Below are 17,949 nucleotides of genomic sequence, written 5' to 3'. Positions count from 1 at the left end.
GTATAGCTCGGCCATGTTCAATCGCATCATTCACTGCACCGTTAGCCCGTGGACGATCTTGATCCGTTTAGCGGTCGGATTGGTCGTTTTCTTCCCCGAAGGAATCCAGAAACTGATCTTCCCGGACATTCTGGGAGCCGGCCGCTTTGCGAAGATCGGTATCCCATACCCCGAAATGATGGGACCATTCGTCGGCATGGTGGAACTCGTCTGCGGCGCACTTATCATCCTGGGCTTATTCACCCGGCTTGCCGCCATTCCGCTGATCGTGACCATGATCGTAGCACTGATCGCCACCAAGCTTCCCATCCTGCTGGAGCACGGGTTCGGACCATTCAGCCTTCCCGACTCCAAACGTTAGGGCTTCTGGAGCGCGCAGCACGAAAGCCGCGCCGATCTCACCATCCTGCTAGGCTGCCTGTACCTCATCATCGTTGGAAGTGGGCGCTGGTCGATCGACCGGCTGCTGGAACGCAAGCCATACGAAAGCGTCAAAACCGGTCGGTTCTGACGCTAACTGGCAGATGCCGATTTGAGTGGAGAATCTAGCGTCACATACCCGCGTCAAAAAGGTAGGTTGTCGACGTCCCTCGGATCGTAGCGTTGATGCAAAACTTTTGAAATTTGCACTACGAACGGGGCGGGAAAAGCTTTCCCAATAACCAAAGGGCGGCCATTCCTAAAACAAAGGCTGCCAAAAACTCTGCTATGCCCTCGCCGATCCGGCTCCACCCAAGCTGTCGGAAATGCTCGAAGACGCTCGTGCTGAGCAGCAGGGCCGGGATAAGAGCGACCGCTAGTCGCCAATGCTGCCGGAGTTGCATGAAGCATCCTATCAACGATTGGCGCTGCGGCCGCTAGTGGAATGTTCACGAGGTCGCAAAAGGGACCCCTTCCGCGACCGACTTTCGGCGCAGAAGACATCCCGTCACCCCCTCAGCTCGCGGACAGCATGGTCCTTCCCGCGAAGCGGTTCATATTGCCACGCCGACCGATTGACCCCGATCAGCCTGCAGGCGCGACGCTTACGACAAGGCGTGATTGGCCATCAGCTTCTCCACCGCAGCGTAGCGCTCCGCAGACCGGGTCAGTTTTTTCCCAGCAGATTTTTCAACGCCGACACGTCCCACATCGACTCCGCCAGTAATTTCTTCAGCCAGCGGTTCTCGTCTTCGAGCGCCCGCAACCGCGCCACGTCGGACACCGTCAGGCGACCGTATTTGGACTTCCAGGTGTAAAAGGTGGCATCGCTTATCCCATGCCTGCGGCACAGGTCGGCGGTCTTCACGCGACCCTCATGCAGGCGTAGCACCCCAATAATCTGATCCTCGGTAAATCGGCTTCGCCGCATCGCTCGTCTCCATCTGACGAGCTAATTTACCAATGGCATGATTTCTGAGGAGCAGGTCAGCCGCTTTCGAATTTGCCGTCACAGTAAGCGGTCATTCTTTTAAATAATCCAGCACATTATCTTCGTCCGATGGTTCACGGCACGCCGCCTAGGCTTAATGCTTCGTGAACGAATGATGCAAATGTCATGTCGGCGAAATATTCCTAATGCACGGCCGTCCCGACGGCGAACCGCCGCGATGAAGCGAATCTTTCACAAGGGGCATATATGCGGAACACTCTTTTCCTAGGCGTGGCTGTTGCCGCGCTCATCGTCCCGGTTGCGGCAGGTGCGCAGGAAACGACGGCGATCATCCGCGGTAGCGTCACCAAGGGCGGCGACCCTGTGGCCGATGCTACGGTAGTTGCCGTCGATGTCTCGTCGGGTACGCGCGCGACTACGAAGACGGGTGGGAGCGGAGAATTCACCTTGCCTGGTTTGCGCAGCGGCGGTCCTTACACTGTCGAAGTTACGAGTGCCCAAGGTAATACATCTGTCCGAGACATTTACACGGTTGCACAGCAAACCTTTGATCTCCCGATAGATCTCACCGCAAATTCGGGCGCGGACATCGTCGTTGTCGCGTCGAAGGTGCGCGGTTCGGGAACTGTTTCCAAGGGCGTGCAGACGACGTTGACGGCGGAAGACATCAGCAAGGTGGCCTCGGTCAATCGAGACATTCGTGACATTGCGCGCCGCGATCCGTTCGTGACTTTTGATCTGGGTAACTCGACCGATCGCGGCGGTGCGGTCCGATTTGCCGGCGTAAATCCGCGCTTCAACCGCTTTACGATCAATGGCGTCGCAGTAGGCGATACCTTCGGTCTCAACCAAGACGCAAACCCCAACATTCGTGGCCCGGTGACATTCGACGCGCTTGGTCAGGTTTCGACATCGGCGGCGAATTTCGACATCCGCCAAACCAATTATCAAGGTGGCGTGATCGACGCCGTGCTTCGCTCGGGCACTAACAAATTGTTCCTCACCGGTTTCTATTCGCAGAATACCGACGGTCTTTCAGGCAACCGGATCGGAACAACCACCGTTGCGCTGCCGAAGTTTAAGTCGGAGACCTATGGCGCGACGATCGCGGGTCCAATCGTCCGCGATCGCGTGTTTTTGATGTTCTCTTATGAAAAGAACACCGATCCTCGCGCATTTGGTACGCAGCCTGAGAGTATTCCGGGCTTGACCACCACTCAGGTTAGCAACCTCGGAACCCTTGCCGGCGCAGCGCGCTACGGCATCTCGAGTGCCGCATATGGCGACTTGCTGCGCATCAACCCGCGTAAGGACGAAAAATTCAATACGCGCCTCGACTGGAACGTCGCCGACGGCCAGCGCTTGTCGATCTCTTACATCAATGCGTTCAACTCGTTGGTCAGCCCCAACAACACGTCGACCTCCGGCACTACGCCGTCTTACGGGTTGAGCTCAAACGCATATGTGCTCAGCGAACTGCTCCGCGCTGGTATCGCGCAGTTCAACTCGACCTGGTCGAGCAGCTTCTCGACGGAAGTTCGCTTCAGCTACAAGAGCTATGTCCGCGGGCAGGAACCAGTCGGTGGCCGCGGCAACTCACAGTTTGCGGTGTGCCAAGATCCGACCAACACGACGACCCCAACGGGAGGTGCGAATACCTCATCGACAACTGGCTGCTCGACCGGAACGCCCCGCATTTTTTTTGGTCCTGACAATTTTCGTCAGACCAACGTGCTTAACACCGATACATACAGCGGATCGATCCTCAGCCGCTTGAGCCTCAATAATCATGAGCTGAAACTACTAGGCGAATGGACAAGGAACCGTACGTTTAATAATTTCGTGCCGAATAGCCTGGGCAGCTACTATTTTGACTCTCTTGCTGATTTCCAGGCTGGCAATGCGAACCAGATCCAATATGCTGCAGTTGCCGTCGGCGGTGCAAATGGTGCTGCCGCCAAGTTCCGGTACGAAGAAACATCTTTTGGCGTCCAGGACGATTGGCGTATCACGCCGGCCTTCACGCTGACCTACGGGTTCCGCTGGAACCTTTATTCTTCGCACAACGCCCCCGTATTCAACCAGGCTTTCACAGATCGCACCGGCTTTGCGAACACCAAGACCTACAAGGGTCTGGAAACCTTTGAGCCTCGTGCAAGCTTCGAATGGAAGGTGACCCCAAATCTCCGTTTGCATGGGGGCGCCGGTATCCTCGCTGGCGGTAACCCGGATATTTATCTGTCGAACAGCTTCTCGAACACCGTCACCACCAACTCGCTTACCATTACCCGCGCCGCGATTACGGCGGCAAACCCGAATGGCTGCACTGGTGCCGCTAATCTTACACCGGCTATTTGCGCGGCGGCGCTCAATAATGTCGGGGGTAACGTAAACCCGGCGTTGACTGCCTTCGCGCAAGGCGGTTCGGTCAACGCGGCGACGAATACCGCCGAAATCGCCCAGAATTTTAAACTCCCAACCTCGATAAAAGCGACGTTATCGGCAGAATGGAAGTTTTTCGGCATTAATTTCGGCGCAGACTACCTTTTCGCTAAGACTCGTAATGACGTTTCCTTCACGGATGTTCGCTCGGTACAGATTGGGGTGCTTCCCGACGGCCGTCCGCGTTACACTGGTCGCCTTGGCTTTGCCGATGCCGGTTGGGATGTGCTTACCTATAACACGACTGGCGGTCGCAGCCATATCGGCGTCGTCCGCTTCGACAAGAAATTTGACTTCGGTCTTTCGCTTAACGGTGCCTACATCCTTCAGGATGTTCGCGACATTGGCAGCGCCAGCGCATCGACGCCAAACTCGAATTATCGTTTCCAGACTTTCGCCGATCCGAATTTCCCGCTGCTTGGTACGTCTGACAACCAGACCAAGTGGCAGTTCAAATACGGTGTTGGATATGATCACGCTTTCTACAAAGACTATAAGACGAAAATTCAGTTGTTTGGTGAAACTCGCGCTGGAAACCCCTACAGCTTTTACGCGCTCGATAACGTCTCAACTCGTTCAACGGTGTTTGGCACGGTATTGAACGGCAACGCCCCGTCGAATTTGCTCTATGTACCAATCAATATTACCGATGCGATTGTAAGCTATGACAGCATTGACACACAAAATTCGCTAAATACCCTTATAAGCAGCAACGATCTTAATAAGTACCGCGGAAAAATAGCGCCAAAGAACATTGCCCGAAACCGGGCTGTCACCCGAATCGATCTTCATTTGGAGCAGGAAATTCCTCTGTTTTTTGGCGAGTCCCGCGTGGCGCTCTTTGCCGATATTAATAACTTGCCAAACCTGATTAATCCCAATTGGGGTGGGCTCCGGTCAATCAGCGGCGCTGCGGTAGTAAGTGTACAGTGTTTAAGCCAAGCGGTTCCGACTGGCACGGCGCCGGGTGCGGGGGTAGTAAACACTAACTCCTCACAAGTTTGCGCTCAGTACCGCTATTCGGCGTTCCGCGCTCCGGACACGAACCTGGCGCCAAATTTTAACGCTTCGACTTATTTCATTCGGGTGGGCGCCCGCTTCAAGTTCTAAGCGTAGCGTCAATAGAGAACGCGGAAGCCGCCGCCTTCAGCTGAGGGCGGTGGTCGAGGCTCTGAACCGCACCGGTTTGCCGGAGCTTCCAACTCCCCACATGAGGGTTTTGGGGTCAAGGGTGTGGATAGGCGTCGAAGAGGGGCCCCGCCATGATCTGGCTAGGTATCTGTAAAAGCGAGTAGATTTTTGATTGTAAATAGGCGTTGAACCGGGACCCCCGATCGGCGTCGAAGAGGGATCCCCTAGCCGCATTGAGCCGACGTCGATGATGGAGTGCCGTTCGCGGTGCTCGCGGCGTAGGGAGGGCGTAGCCCGACCGGAGGCGCGAGCACCGCGAACAGCTCTTTCTGGCTACCGGTCCGGGATCAGCTGCGGTTCTTGAAGCGCCAGCTGTCGTTGCCGGTTTCGACGATGTCGCAGTGGTGGGTGATGCGATCGAGCAGCGCGGTCGTCATCTTGGGATCGCCGAACACGCTGGGCCACTCGCCGAACGTCAGGTTGGTGGTGATGATCACGGAGGTGTGCTCGTAGAGCTTGCTGATCAGGTGGAACAGCAGCTGGCCGCCCGAGCGGGCGAACGGCAGATAGCCAAGCTCGTCGAGCACCACGAGCTCGTGGCGACGCAACTGGGCCGCGAGCGCGCCGGCCTTGCCGATCCGCGTCTCCTCCTCGAGCTGCGTCACCAGATCGACGGTGTTGAAGTAGCGACCGCGGGCACCGGCGCGGATGACGCTGGCGGCGATCGCGCTGGCGAGGTGGGTCTTGCCGGTGCCCGTGCCCCCGACCAGCACGACGTTGCGGCGGCCCGGCAGGAACGAGCCTGCGTGAAGCGAGCGCACCAGCCCTTCGTTGATCGGGGTGTTCTCGAACACGAACGCGTTGAGGTCCTTCACGACCGGCAGCCTGGCAGCCGTCATGCGGTAGCGGATCGAAGCGGCGTGGCGATGCGCGCCCTCGGCGCGCAGCAGATCGCTCAGGATCTCCATCGCGGTGCGCTTGCGCTGGACCCCCGTGGTGACCGCGTCGTCGAACGCGCCTGCCATGCCCTTGAGCCCGAGCCCGCGCATCGCGTCGATCATCTCATGCCGCTGCATGAAGGCCTCGTAGGCTGTCGTAGCGGGCGCAGTTGGCGATCGGCGGGTGCATCAGCGTTAGATCCTCAGACGTAACGATGGATGCAGGCCGGGGTGGCTCTCGCCGCCGTGACAGGATGTTGAGGATCACCTCGTCGCTGACCGCACCGGCGTCGAGCGCTTCGCGAACGGTGCCCTCGACGGCATCCAGGCCATCGCTGAGGACGGCCGCAAGAACGCGGACGAACCGCCGATCGGCATCGTCATCGCTGCCCAGCTTGCGGCGCAGCCGAGCGAGCGCAGGCGGCAGATCCCAGCTCTGGAACGGTGCCCCATTCCGCAGCGCACCGGGCTTGTTCACCAGCACCGGCAGATAATGCCAGGGATCGTAGATCGTCCGGTCGCGACCGAAAAACCGGGGATGATCGGCGATCACTTCATCACCCATCCGCACGACGATCCGGTCGGCATAGGCCCGGACCTGGACTGCGTGACGCACCGCCTTGGCGGCAACCGAGTAGCGGTTCCGATCGAAGCTGATCAGGCAGGTCCCGGTCACCGCATGCTGCGTCTCGTGGAAGCCGTCGAACGCCGCGAGCATCGGCTGCAGCGCGGGCCGTTCCAACTCCAGCGCCTGCGCGACCGTCATCTCTTTATGCTCGGGGTGCGCATGCATCTCAGCCCAGCGGCGGCACTCGGCTTCCAGCCAGCCGTTCAGTTCCTCCAGGGTGGCGAACCGCAGCCTGGGCTTGAAGAGCCGCCCTCGGATCGTCTGGACCTGATGCTCGACCTGGCCCTTCTCCCACCCGGCGGCCGGCGAGCAGGCGGTCGGCTCGACCATGTAATGATCCGCCATCACCAGGAAGCGACGGTTGAACACGCGCTCCTTGCCGACGAACACGGTCGTCACCGCGGTCTTCATGTTGTCGTAGATGCCGCGCAGCGGCACCCCTCCGAAGAAGGCGAAGCCGCGCGCATGCGCGTCGAACACCATCTCCTGCGTCTCGCGCGGATACGCTCGGACTTAGACCGCCCGCGATGCGCACAGCCGCACATGGGCGACCTTCACGCGCATCGGCTTGCACGCGATCTCCACGTCCTCGTGGCTCCAGTCGAACTGGTACGCCTCGCCTTGCCTGAACAGCAGCGGGATAAATGCCGCCACGCCGGCGCCGGGATCCTTGCGTCGCGCCTCCGCCCAGCGCGTAGCGTAGCGCCGGACCGCATCGTACGATCCCTCGAAGCCTTCGCGCAGCAGCAGATCGTGGATCCGCGTCATCCGCAGCCGATCGCGACGCGACCGCGCCTCGTTCTCGGCCAGCAGCGTATCGAGCTGTTCCTGGAACGGTCCGATCCGCGGCAGCGGCTGCACCGACCGATGATAGTCGAATGAACCTTCCGGTGCCCGGATCGCCTTGCGCACCACCTTGCGCGACAATCGAAGATCCCGCGCGATCGCCTTGATCGGCTTGCCGCCGGCGTACTCACGCCGAACCCGAACCACAGTCTCCACCACCAACATCCCGATCTCGCCGCCTGAGAATACCCAGGCCGCTGTCTAAACCATCGAAATGAGGGGTCCCTTTTGGACGCCGATCACCCCGCTAAGGGGGTCCTTTTTGCACGCCGATCCACAGATTTTTGATTAAAGTTGAGTCGTGACCGGCGCCGATTGGGCCCCTCTCAAAAATAATAATTTTTAGTAAACTTAGGTAGTTATCCCGCCAAGGGATGAAGTCCTGCTTCGACGATTATCCACAGTCAGGGCTCAGCAAAGAGCAGACAAGCAGCTATCGAGAAAGGGCTGTATAAAATTCTAATAAAAACGCGACCCTGCTTTTTTCGCTCGCACAGGCAGGTACTTAATCACCTGGCAAGCCTCTTCCGCTTCACGCTCTGTCGTGAAAATCACGTCGAGCCATCTATCTTGTAAAGGGCTATAAATTCCCCAGGTGCGCGTAGCAGGATGATCGGTCATCAGCGATGGGATGAAATTCGGTTGAATCGTCATAACTTCGACTTATCAAATAACCGATGATTACTCCATTGCGGGGCCCTAGGTGTTTAGTCCCGGTATCTGGTGGATCGGATTGACGATGAACCGGTCTGGTTCTGAAATCCAGATTTTGGCGATGTATTCGTAGGGTGTGAGGCCGCTGAGCGTCTTAAGCCGGGGGGCGAAGTTATAGGCAGCCATGAAGTCGGCGACGTTCGTCCGTAGCTGGTGATGGCTATCGTAGTGGAAGCGCTTGACGGTCGCCTCATTGATGGTGCGGTTCATCCGCTCGACCTGACCATTGGTCCAAGGGTGGTTCGGCTTGGTGAGCCGGTGCTTGATATCGTTCGCTTCGCAGATAATGTCGAAGCGCATCTGCCGCGACCATACGGTGTTACGGTTGCGCGGCTGCTCGGCGAACTGGATGCCATTGTCGGTCAGGATTGTGTGAATGCGATAGGGCACGGCTTTCAGCAGGTGTTCGAGGAACTCCCACGCCGTCCGCCGATCAGCCTTGTCGACCAACTGGGTGACGGCGAACTTGCTGGTGCGGTCGATGCCGACGAACAGGTAGAGCTTGCCTTCGGCAGTCTGCACCTCAGCGATATCGATGTGAAAGAAGCCGATCGGGTAGCGCATGAAGCGCTGTCGCTTCGGCGCGTCGCCTTCAATGTTCGGCAGGCGGGATATCCCGTGTCGTTGGAGACATCGATGCAGCGCTGAACGCGTCAGATGCGGGATCGACGGCTGCAACGCATAAAGGCAGTCGTCCAGCGGGAGCAACGTATGCCGCCGGAACGCCACAACCGCCGCCTCCTCGGCTTCAGTCAGGGTCGTGGAATGAGGGGCCTTCGGCCAGGTCTTCAGATCCTCGACCGTCGCCCGCTTGCGCCACTTCGCCACTGTCTTGGGGTGATCCCAAGCTCCCGGCTCAGCGCCGAGAGCGAAGCTTGCGATCGCTGTATTGCTGCTCTGACGGCGTGCGTGGTCGTGGCGCTCCCGTGACGTACCTGTCCCATATGGCTTCCTTCCATTCTGACGAAGGGATCGCACCATCAAGCCGTGGGATCAAACACCTAGGCTAAGCGCCTTGGACGCCGCTTCGGCCTCCATTTGACAACTAAATATTCCCTCGAGCCACCGGTCCTCAGACGCTGAAAAAAGGCCCCATTGTCGTCCTTTTGCGCCGTCGCAGCGGGCTCGTACAGCGAAGTCGGAAGCCCCTGCCATGAAAGTGCAATACTACACTTGGCTCGCGGGAGCTATCGCTCAATGATGTGGACTCATCGATTGCATTTTTTACCGATGCAGGTTTTCGAAAAATGCCGAAAGGGCGTGCGCGATCGCCGCAGCGCCGCCTTCGACTTGCGTCGCATCTGCGCGAACCTGGTTCGCCAAGCCCTCCACCTCACCAGCGGCAGCGGAGACCGCAGTAACCCGTCCGCTCACGACCGTGAGATCCATCGCGGCTCCATTTATGTTGTGATTGATGACGTTTCCGCTCTGAGCCTGCTCTTCGATTGTCACGGCCAAAATACCCGAACCTGCTGCAATTTCGGCGATCCGCTCCCCGATCCGTCCGAGACTGTCACTCGCGAGGAGGGAGGCATTCTGCATGGCGACGATTTTTTCGGCGATTTCGTCGGCAGCGCGAGCAGACTGAGCCGCCAAAATCTTCACTTCTCCAGCGACAACGGAGAATCCCATGCCTGCTTCACCGACGCGGGCCGCTTCAATCGTAGCGTTCAGTGCCAGCAGGTTCGTCTTTTTCGCGATCCCGCCGATCACGTCGACGATGTTGCCGACAGTCAATGAATTTTGCCGGACTAGTTCCATCTGGCTCGAGAGAGCAGCGACATCGATGGTCGCTTCAGACGTCAACTGGGCCGATAGACGGGTACTGGCACTTGATTGCGCAAGAGCGGTCATGAACTGGGTAGTTGCGGCTGCGACGTCGGCTGCCCCCTCGACCGCTCGCGATACCGCCCCATTTACCTCACCTAGTTCGCGTGTCGCCTGCGCTGAATGACCGGCGAGTTCGCCCGATGTGTCCAAAAGCTTGAGAGCAGATTTCCGCAAGATTTCGATTGCTTGGGCAATATGCAATTCCAGTTGTGCCGCAGAGGTGCTGATTATTCGGTTGTGCTCAGCTTCCGCCTCATCGGCGTTGCGTTCGGCCTGCGCGCGTTCGAGCGCGCGGCTGGCCTCAAGATTTGCTTGCAGCGCATTCGCGGCCTGAAGGCGTGTCCGTTCGGAAACCGAGGCACGAAAAACCTCGATAGCGCGCGCCATTCGACCTATTTCGTCTTTCCTTTCCACATGCGGAGTACAACCGTCTATTTCACCTGCGGCTATCCTTACCATCTCGTATTCGATGTCCGCCAGGGGGCGGACAACTGTGCGGCGGACGATCGTCAATGTCGTTGTAGCCGCAAGCGTGAACAAAGCGGCCCCCGCGAACAAACTGACGAACAAACTTTGGCATTCTAACTGGCGACTATCCTTGAGAAGCCCGCTCACCAATGTGTTCTGGTCTGAAATCAGCGCATCTGCGATTGCCGATGAGGCGCGTTCGTTGGGACGTACTTGCTTCCTGAAGTCGTTCAAGGCGCCCGAGGCGTTGTCAAGCGCAACTGCCGACGCCACGGCAGCAAGCTGGTCCAGGACGATTGCCTGGCTGCGAAAATATGCGGTACGCCGACTGCCCGCTTCGAATGCAGGATTGTGGGCCAGAGCATTCAACAGTTTACGCATCTCGCCCGACCGGCTCGTAAACTTACGATTGATGATCGCCAGCTCGTCGGCATTCTTCTCGATCAAAAGATTGAGTGCGTCGCGCTGGAGCGAACGACTGAGGGAGCGGGCTTCAATTAGACCAATATGCACCCTTTCGCTCTGTTCCAACCTCGCTCGTGCGGAAGAAAGCCGAACGCTCGTACCAAAATTCACAAGCCCGAACAGTGCCACCAGGCCCAACATCAGGAGAACGGGCACCATCAGTCGGGCGACCATGCTGCGCGGCCAGATCATAAGTAAGCTTTTAACCATATGGTTGTGCGGCTAGATCAAAGTTCTTAACCGCATGTGACAGCTTACACTTTTTGGTCGGTATTGACGGACCAGCAGTAGAAACGAAACGTAGCATCGACGCGAAGCGGCACCCTGACAAGTTCGGCGGTACCGTCGGCATAACTGCGCCGGGCTGGGTGCCGCGTTGATCTGACAGGTTCGTTGTCCGCAGAGTGTCATCCTAGGAGTGTATGCCGTGCGGCGACAAGGAGGGGGCAGATGACATGACCGCTTCGTTAAACGCTCTCTTTTCCACAGAGGTGGTAGACTGTGTGTCCGAAGCGCGATCGCCTTCGGTCCAGGAGCTTTTCGTGGTCGCCCAACGAATCTGGTCGGAAGGCGCGCCGGATCGGTCCGCATTTTCGTGGGGGCGTCTCGATCCAGTTTCGGCGGATCGTATTTTTGCGTTACGCGCGGCGCAGGTCGCTTTGTGCGGAAGCGCGACTTTTAGCAACTGAAGTCTTACGGCCGCACGCATTCGAAAGGCACTGTCAGATTTACTGGGCAGCGACTTTCCTATCTGGTTAGTGCAGGTCGCGTGGCGCGACGTCGGGCTCGAGGCGGTACTTACCAGGCTCGACAAATATCATCTGCTCATCCTCGACGACCTCGCCCACGTCACTAAAGACCAGGCCGAGACATCTGTCCTGTTCGAACTCATCCGCGCGAGGTACGAGCGCCGCTCGACGCTGATCACCGCCAACCAGCCATTCGGCGAATGGGGGCGGATCTTCCCCGATCCCGCCATGACGCTCGCCGCGGTCGATCGCCTGGTCCATCACGCCACCATCTTCGAGATGAACGTCGAGAGCTACCGCCGCCGCACTGCCTTCCATCGACAATTACGCGCGGGCCGACCGCCAACCTACGCGACAATCAAAACCATCGAGGAGGCCGCTCCCAGCGCCAATCAAAGAGCTACAATCAGCATCGCTACACCACCACGGTCGCGATCGTCGGACTCGCATCCTGATCGTCGCTACACTCTCATCCAGATCGTCGCGCTGCAGCCTCCGGCGAACCTGGTATGATTCATCTCGCAATGTGGCCCGTCACTGAGTTGGCTGGTTAGCCGGCTTTTTTTCAATGGCGATAATCCCGTTGGCCCAACGGTTCGGATCGACGCTGATCCACTTCCCCTGCTTTATCCCATAGATCAGCCAACGGACCGACGTTAGTACGCCCGAGCGCGGCCGTGTGAGTTCGAGCATGATCAGCGCGGCCTGACCCTCGCGGGTCAGACCATAGTCGCCACGGTCGATGAGGGTGGTAAGCCCGAGCATGTCGAGGTGCAGCAAATAGTGTTCGAACAGCGGGCGTGACCCTCCGAACACGTCGCAGATCACTCGTCGGTCATCGACCTTCTCGTGCCGGGCGGACGCCGGGCATTTGGCATTCGCCTCGATCACGGGCTGTTCGTAGCGGCGACAGTGGAGCCAGCTGAGCGTCCGTCGCATCACGTCCAGCTGCTCGTCGCCGGGACCGCGGTCACCGAGTCCGACCCGGTAAAGCGCGAACGCTCGCCGCAACGACGTGTAGCGTCGGTTATCCGGCGTGATGACCTGATCATCGCCGTCACGGATTTCGTGATAGACGAGCTGCCGGCCCCACATCTGAACCGGCTCATCGGTGAAGAACCAATTTGGATCGTTATACATGAGGAGGCTTGTCCGATCAGAAGTGCCGGCTGTGCTGTATCGAGCGCGCACGGCAGGCGCAGTCGTCGCGTACCACGCGGCCGTATTGGTCGATCGTGGCCCAGCCTTGCCGAGGGTCGAAGCGCGGCGCGGTCGCGTGTCCTGTGGAGGGCACTACCATCAGTTCGAAGATCCAGGCGGTGAGCTCGTCGGCACCCTGACGATGCAACATGCGCGCGAACCGATCCCAGCGATGACTTTGTGTGTTCAGCCAGCCGATCATGCCTTCCATTGCGTCGATCGACTGCGTCGGCAAAGACCAGACATCGCGCCAGGCGCCCTTCCCGTCCTGTTCCTGCATGACTACGCCCGGCTTCCCGTCGAAATCAGCTCTAGCGAAGCGAACAGCCCTGTCTTCGGAGGTTGTCAGGTCGATGGTGACCAGCGGCCCCTCGCTGGCATTCAACCCGACGCCGCCGTTCGCCGGTTTGACCTCGTTATGGGTGTGCATCTGCGTCCCGCGCCGCATACGCTCGAAGAGTGTGTCGCCGGCGCGGTCGGCATCGCTGCCGTGAGAGGCAGGTGCGTACGGAATGTGATGGGGCATGTCGTCTCTCCTTATCGAGCGAACACGCGCCGCTCCGCGCGTTGGATTTTGGCGGCTCTCGTTTTTGCCGGGTCCTTCTGATCGACGATGACGGGGCGGGTTGCCTCGAGCATCGCCAGCACCGACCAGCCGAGTGGCGACAGCGCGGCATGCTTGAAGACGGTAGCACCGTGCTCGATGAGCTCATGATGGCCGAGCGTCAGCAAATAGTGACGAAAGAACATCTCGCTGCCGCCGAACAGAAACTCGGTCATCGCGTCAGGATCGATGCGATGCAGATCCTCGGACACGCACCGCAGAGTTGCTCGCATCAGCTCGAGCTGATCCTCTTGGTCCTCGCACATGCACATGTTGAGGTGCTGGCCCCAGAAGACATCGCGAACGCTGTCCCACAGGCGACCGTCCGGCGCCTGCAGAACCGTATGCGAGCGACCGACCGTAACCGGATGCAGCGATGCGCCCCACGGGCGGACACGGGCGAGGGCGAGATCGACAGACATGACGTTCCTTTCCGCTGTTCGAAGGCAGATCTATACCGACCCGAGCCCTGCGTCAAGTACTCGGATACTTGTATATCTCAAAGTTTATTATTTAGTCCTGCCGTCGAAGCGAGCTCCCACAATGCGTCCTGCGGCAGCAGGCGCCGCTCGCTGACCCAGAGCCACATGCTGGCAGCGGCTGCGCCGATATCCACGACAAGTCGCTGGCCGGGACGTTTCAGCCCGTGGGGTCGGTCCCAGAGCATTGGCAGATCTTTGCGCGCCAGCAGGCGCAGGGCCGATGATGGCGACACGGCCTGGTCGGGATCGACCAGCTCGACCAGCTCGGCAAGGACGATGACGGCGATGAGATCGTCGGCGGAATCTCGTTGGGTGCCGTTATCGGGAGCCATGCGCGAAATCATCGCGCGCAAGAATAGCTGCTCGCCGGCACGCGCTATCGGTATAGCGACGCTGGGATTGAGATGGGCGTCGATCAGCAGCAACGCCGTGATCAGGCGACAGCATTGCTGCAGCGTATATCCGCGGCGCAGAAGAGGATCGTCCTTGATCGTCGCTGGCCAATTAGCGCGACCGATTTGCTTTAGCCGGGCGCGAAGGCGTGCCCGGGCGGTTTCGCTCAGCGGACGCGCGCCCTCTGCTCGTTGGCCTGCGCATCCGCTCATCAACACAAAGCTCGCGAGATCTTCGAGGTGAACAGATCCCAGGCGGGGCGTAGGTGATTCGGTCATGTCCCGTCAGTACGGCTCAGGCTTGCCTGGTGCCAAGCACGGTCATCACTCGCCCGATTTGAAGTCCAGCCAGCAAGGCGTGATGGCCACGGACAGCCAGCCATCATGAAGAACGGTCACGGTCTTGATGATCGCAGTGCCGATCTGCCATGGCGGATCCGCGAGCCGGGAGAGTGGTTCTCCGCCGAGACCGGCGGCAAAGGTCTCCGGGATCTTCCCACGACATAGAAAATCGGACCGGACCGGGCTATGCTCTCGGTAGATCCAACGCATTGCCCGTTCAACCGGCTGCTCTATTTCAAGCATGAGACGACGATACCGTCTGCCAATGAGCACGACGCCGAGACCAGTTTCTGCCCGAAGCCGATCAACGAGCGGATGTCCGACGCGAAGTGCGCTGGGACGACCTTTTGCAATCTGTTCGGCAATGGCGTCATCGACGATATCGACCGTAAGCCCGGCCGCTTCCAGCATCGTGGCCATCGGTCTGGACAGATGACGAGTGGTCGAGGTGCTCGTCATTTCGTCGTTTTGTCCTGCGATGTCTTCACGGCCGCCGCTATCTCCGATTCGTCATGGATCGACCGAGAAGCAGCGACGATCCCGGGCAGCCAATCACCCTTGCGTGCTTTGCGGTGACGCTGAAGCACATAGGCCAACAGCGGATCGCTCGTGAGGGGGGTCAGCCCCGTGAACAGCGCCGACACCGCTGACGCTGTGACGTCCACATTTTCTGCGTCTGAGACCCGATCGCGGATCGCATGCAGGGTTTCGCGCAGCGCGGTTATGCGCGCGAGCAAAGCGGGCTTCCACTCAGCGGGCAAAGCGTCGAACGCTCCGCCCAATCCGCCTCCTTGAAAATCCTGAACGATGCCTCGCCAGAATGGCAGATGACGATCGCGGTTCAGCCAGTGATCGGGCGCGAAGCGTCCTGCACCAACGGGCGTCGCCGCGACCGGAAGATAGACATGGATCAGGCCGTTGCGGCCCTGCGCACGGCGCATGCGAGCTTCGCCAAATTCCCGGTCTTTCGCATCCTCGCCGAACGGCGGCATCGGACCGCGCCGCCCGCTGGCGAGCGCACGATCAGAAAGGTCCGTAGCCACGTTTCCCAGCAGCTTCAGGAAGAGGGTCCAGAACGCCGTCTTTCGAGCGAGTTGCTGGGATCCGGTCACGCGCTTGTTGCTTAGGCGGTCGACACCGTGGCCGATCTCGACCAGACCGACAGTGGCCGTATCGAGGATGTCGAGACCCATGAAGCGGGCAAGCCCGATCGGCATGGTCTTGCCTCCCCGGTTCGGCCGGGAACTTCGCGCTTCTTTCAGCCGGTTCAGAAGTCGAGCTCGTGCCTCCGGGTGGCGCATGGATGCGCGCACATCACTGTCGTCCATCAGCAGCTTGAGCAGGGGGTCCTGCGGATCGATGGTCCGCGGCCCGGCGTCGGCGTGCCAGAGTAGAGTCTCGACATGGAATTGTGCATCACCCAGATACGCCACGAAACGATCATCAAACGCGTCGCATGATCCCTCTCGACCGCTCAGCATACGGACCGCCTCAGCGCTGGAGAGCGGAATGCCTACCTCATCATCCCGCCGAGCGCCGTACAGCCGAGCGGCGAGACTGCCGACGATGCTCCGCAGTCGCTCGAGCTCGGCTAGCATGAGCACCGCGTCGAGCAGCCCGCGCTTGAGCCGCGGAAAACGGGCGCTCCTCGCGCCCAGGCTCGGGCGCTTCGCGAGTGCCAGGTTAAACTCAAGACTGAGCAGTAGCACGTAGGCCACCCGATCCTCGCGCCCAATCTCGAGCAGGCCTTCGGCAACATCACCGAGTCGGAAGCCGTAAAAGCGCTCGAGCGAGGCCTCGATATTTTCACTTCCCGGATCGCCATCACCATTCCACAACCCGGCTCGCTCCGCGAGGAATCCGATAAGGGCCTGCTTTTCGTCGGGAAGATGGAAAAGCCCTGCTGGAACGTCGCCGTCCCGGACCGCGACCAGCGCCCGCACGTCGCCGCCAAAGGCGAGCCGGCTCATGCGTATGCCGGCGGGTATGCGAGCAACTAGCGACGTCGCTCCAGAGAAGCTTTCGTAGCCCCCGGGCCGATAGTCGATTCCCGACTGCAGCCCTCCGAGAAGAACACCTTTGTCCACCACACCGCATGCTGCCGGGACCGACATCAGCAAGTCGGCTCTTTCGGGCATTTTGTGCATCAGCGTCAGCCGCTGGATCAGCGGGGTCAAGTCTTCCATCACCACACCTCGTCGTCACTTGGCAAATGGCCGGCTGCCTGCTCATCCTCGATATCGCCCACCCAACGGTCCCGAGCCGTTTCGAGTTCACGATATCGCCTGGATATAAGCGCGGCCTCCACCGGCACCAACTCTGCCAGAACTTGCGCGCGTTCATCGACCAGTCGTCCAGCCTGTACAAGCAGCGTTTCCAGCTGCTCGGCCGGCGCACGCTGGACCTGCTTCTTCAATCGAACGATGTCGATTTCGGCGCGACCGAGCGCCTCGAGCAGGGCGTTGTGCTTTTCAGCGAGATCGCCCCCGGCGGCCTCGCCGGACAGGGATTGGGTGTTGCCGCTCATCGCTTTCCCTTTCGATATTTAAGGATGGCGCCGTGCGCCGACAACCAGTCGGCCGCCTCACCGCAGGTCTGGCAATCCGGCAGTTCGATCCCGAGGCCATCGGTCGTATCAAGGATCGTCCAGCGTTGCCGCCGGGTGACGGGCGCATCGCGCCAACTACGATCGACACTGGCCGCTTCGCGATCGGCAAATCTGCGGCAGCGTTCAGCGTAAGCCGCGGCCCCCCGGTTGAACGCCGACACTCGCCCGATACGATCGAGATCGGCGAAGCCCTCGCGCAGGCCAGGCAACAGTCGCCCTCCAAGCGTGCGACCCCGGCCCGGCACGATGCGCAGGCGCTCCAGCATTACAGGCGTCCCGAGTGCGCACAGCCCGGCGAGCGCTGGCGCATGCGTATAGCGCAGGCCATAGCCGTGGAACTGGCTGCCGAGCACGAACCGGGCGGCGTCCCCCGCGCTGCACCCCAGCGGCGGCTCGGCGCGATCCCGACGCGCCGCGATCATCCGCCGCCCCACTGCCTCGCAGTCGCCGCGGTGCCGATCGAGCGCCCGGTACAGGATACGCATCGCATAGCGATCGGCTGAATCTGCTGCTGCTTCCTCGACCCAGCGCGTCGCGTCCTGGAAGGGTACGGCTAGCAGCCCGGCCAGTGCGGTAGCGTCGTCCGCCGCCATACCGACCGCGACCGCCAGACCGCCAAGCGTATAGTAGCTACGATGAGGATGGCCGAGGAGCGGCGCATCCCATCGCGGCAGGGCGGCCTTACGCGAGTGGAGTACACGGTCTTTCGAGGCGGGTTGCGTCGTCATCCAGGGCATG

General features: G+C 59.9%; 14 protein-coding genes and 3 pseudogenes. 3 read left to right on the top strand and 14 right to left on the bottom strand.

Annotated features, from left to right (window positions below):
- Positions 1-13: 13 nt before the first annotated feature.
- On the top strand, positions 14-361 hold the full coding sequence (locus H4W01_RS06940; RefSeq protein ID WP_209610423.1) for a DoxX family protein: 348 nt from the start codon (positions 14-16) through the stop codon (positions 359-361).
- Between the two features lie 726 nt (positions 362-1,087).
- Here the strand turns inward: H4W01_RS06940 and H4W01_RS06935 are convergent.
- Entirely contained in the window at positions 1,088-1,351 is a 264-nt protein-coding gene (locus H4W01_RS06935; RefSeq protein ID WP_209610422.1) for a transposase, read from the bottom strand.
- 267 nt (positions 1,352-1,618) lie between these two features.
- Between H4W01_RS06935 and H4W01_RS06930 the strand changes: the two genes are divergently transcribed.
- Positions 1,619-4,924, top strand: a complete 3,306-nt coding sequence (locus tag H4W01_RS06930; RefSeq protein WP_209610421.1) for a TonB-dependent receptor — start codon at positions 1,619-1,621, stop codon at positions 4,922-4,924.
- Positions 4,925-5,292: 368 nt separating this feature from the next.
- On the opposite strand, the gene istB is transcribed toward H4W01_RS06930, so the two are convergent.
- From istB to H4W01_RS06905, 5 genes and pseudogenes are all read right to left on the bottom strand, one after another.
- Complete coding sequence (gene istB / locus H4W01_RS06925) at positions 5,293-6,021, bottom strand: IS21-like element helper ATPase IstB (protein WP_209610420.1); 729 nt, start codon at positions 6,019-6,021, stop codon at positions 5,293-5,295.
- Positions 6,008-7,522, bottom strand: a pseudogene (istA, locus tag H4W01_RS06920) (IS21 family transposase). Before istA ends, istB begins: the two are co-directional and overlap by 14 nt.
- A 294-nt stretch (positions 7,523-7,816) precedes the next feature.
- On the bottom strand, positions 7,817-8,011 hold the full coding sequence (locus tag H4W01_RS06915; RefSeq protein WP_209610419.1) for a hypothetical protein: 195 nt from the start codon (positions 8,009-8,011) through the stop codon (positions 7,817-7,819).
- A 45-nt stretch (positions 8,012-8,056) separates the two neighbouring features.
- Positions 8,057-9,015: pseudogene (locus H4W01_RS06910) on the bottom strand (IS481 family transposase).
- Positions 9,016-9,295: 280 nt separating this feature from the next.
- On the bottom strand, positions 9,296-11,026 hold the full coding sequence (locus H4W01_RS06905) for a methyl-accepting chemotaxis protein (RefSeq protein ID WP_209610418.1): 1,731 nt from the start codon (positions 11,024-11,026) through the stop codon (positions 9,296-9,298).
- A gap of 605 nt (positions 11,027-11,631) precedes the next feature.
- On the opposite strand from H4W01_RS06905, the pseudogene H4W01_RS06900 reads away from it, so the two are divergent.
- Positions 11,632-11,895: pseudogene (locus H4W01_RS06900) on the top strand (ATP-binding protein); the annotation flags it as partial.
- Between the two features lie 222 nt (positions 11,896-12,117).
- Here the strand turns inward: H4W01_RS06900 and H4W01_RS06895 are convergent.
- The 8 genes from H4W01_RS06895 to H4W01_RS06860 form a co-directional block, all read right to left on the bottom strand.
- Positions 12,118-12,723, bottom strand: coding sequence for a hypothetical protein (locus H4W01_RS06895; protein ID WP_209610417.1), 606 nt, complete (start codon positions 12,721-12,723; stop codon positions 12,118-12,120).
- Between the two features lie 16 nt (positions 12,724-12,739).
- On the bottom strand, positions 12,740-13,309 hold the full coding sequence (locus H4W01_RS06890) for a hypothetical protein (RefSeq protein ID WP_209610416.1): 570 nt from the start codon (positions 13,307-13,309) through the stop codon (positions 12,740-12,742).
- Between the two features lie 11 nt (positions 13,310-13,320).
- The gene (locus H4W01_RS06885) at positions 13,321-13,809 is read right to left on the bottom strand and encodes a hypothetical protein (RefSeq protein ID WP_209610415.1); all 489 of its coding nucleotides are present in this window, start codon (positions 13,807-13,809) and stop codon (positions 13,321-13,323) included.
- A 77-nt stretch (positions 13,810-13,886) separates the two neighbouring features.
- Entirely contained in the window at positions 13,887-14,540 is a 654-nt protein-coding gene (locus H4W01_RS06880) for a hypothetical protein (protein WP_209610414.1), read from the bottom strand.
- Between the two features lie 45 nt (positions 14,541-14,585).
- On the bottom strand, positions 14,586-15,062 hold the full coding sequence (locus tag H4W01_RS06875; protein WP_209610413.1) for a hypothetical protein: 477 nt from the start codon (positions 15,060-15,062) through the stop codon (positions 14,586-14,588).
- Positions 15,059-16,789 carry a hypothetical protein gene (locus H4W01_RS06870; RefSeq protein WP_209610412.1) on the bottom strand — a complete coding sequence of 577 codons (1,731 nt, stop codon included), beginning with the start codon at positions 16,787-16,789 and terminating at the stop codon, positions 15,059-15,061. Before H4W01_RS06870 ends, H4W01_RS06875 begins: the two co-directional genes overlap by 4 nt.
- On the bottom strand, positions 16,789-17,130 hold the full coding sequence (locus H4W01_RS06865) for a hypothetical protein (protein WP_189676191.1): 342 nt from the start codon (positions 17,128-17,130) through the stop codon (positions 16,789-16,791). The genes H4W01_RS06870 and H4W01_RS06865 overlap by 1 nt, the downstream gene beginning before the upstream one ends.
- Positions 17,127-17,939 carry a hypothetical protein gene (locus H4W01_RS06860; protein ID WP_209610411.1) on the bottom strand — a complete coding sequence of 271 codons (813 nt, stop codon included), beginning with the start codon at positions 17,937-17,939 and terminating at the stop codon, positions 17,127-17,129. The genes H4W01_RS06865 and H4W01_RS06860 overlap by 4 nt, the downstream gene beginning before the upstream one ends.
- Between the last annotated feature and the right edge of the window lie 10 nt (positions 17,940-17,949).

This window comes from Sphingomonas sp. PL20 (assembly GCF_017875905.1).
Lineage (GTDB): Bacteria > Pseudomonadota > Alphaproteobacteria > Sphingomonadales > Sphingomonadaceae > Sphingomonas > Sphingomonas echinoides.
This window is presented reverse-complemented; position numbering and strand designations above follow the sequence as displayed.

What these genes read in the sequence shown, in the direction of transcription:
- H4W01_RS06940 (WP_209610423.1), top strand. Translation starts at nt 14, where the DNA reads ATGTTCAATCGCATCATTCACTGCACCGTTAGCCCGTGGACGATCTTG.
- H4W01_RS06935 (WP_209610422.1), bottom strand. Translation starts at nt 1,351, where the DNA reads ATGCGGCGAAGCCGATTTACCGAGGATCAGATTATTGGGGTGCTACGC.
- H4W01_RS06930 (WP_209610421.1), top strand. Translation starts at nt 1,619, where the DNA reads ATGCGGAACACTCTTTTCCTAGGCGTGGCTGTTGCCGCGCTCATCGTC.
- istB (WP_209610420.1), bottom strand. Translation starts at nt 6,021, where the DNA reads ATGCAGCGGCATGAGATGATCGACGCGATGCGCGGGCTCGGGCTCAAG.
- H4W01_RS06915 (WP_209610419.1), bottom strand. Translation starts at nt 8,011, where the DNA reads ATGACGATTCAACCGAATTTCATCCCATCGCTGATGACCGATCATCCT.
- H4W01_RS06905 (WP_209610418.1), bottom strand. Translation starts at nt 11,026, where the DNA reads ATGATCTGGCCGCGCAGCATGGTCGCCCGACTGATGGTGCCCGTTCTC.
- H4W01_RS06895 (WP_209610417.1), bottom strand. Translation starts at nt 12,723, where the DNA reads ATGTATAACGATCCAAATTGGTTCTTCACCGATGAGCCGGTTCAGATG.
- H4W01_RS06890 (WP_209610416.1), bottom strand. Translation starts at nt 13,309, where the DNA reads ATGCCCCATCACATTCCGTACGCACCTGCCTCTCACGGCAGCGATGCC.
- H4W01_RS06885 (WP_209610415.1), bottom strand. Translation starts at nt 13,809, where the DNA reads ATGTCTGTCGATCTCGCCCTCGCCCGTGTCCGCCCGTGGGGCGCATCG.
- H4W01_RS06880 (WP_209610414.1), bottom strand. Translation starts at nt 14,540, where the DNA reads ATGACCGAATCACCTACGCCCCGCCTGGGATCTGTTCACCTCGAAGAT.
- H4W01_RS06875 (WP_209610413.1), bottom strand. Translation starts at nt 15,062, where the DNA reads ATGACGAGCACCTCGACCACTCGTCATCTGTCCAGACCGATGGCCACG.
- H4W01_RS06870 (WP_209610412.1), bottom strand. Translation starts at nt 16,789, where the DNA reads ATGGAAGACTTGACCCCGCTGATCCAGCGGCTGACGCTGATGCACAAA.
- H4W01_RS06865 (WP_189676191.1), bottom strand. Translation starts at nt 17,130, where the DNA reads ATGAGCGGCAACACCCAATCCCTGTCCGGCGAGGCCGCCGGGGGCGAT.
- H4W01_RS06860 (WP_209610411.1), bottom strand. Translation starts at nt 17,939, where the DNA reads ATGACGACGCAACCCGCCTCGAAAGACCGTGTACTCCACTCGCGTAAG.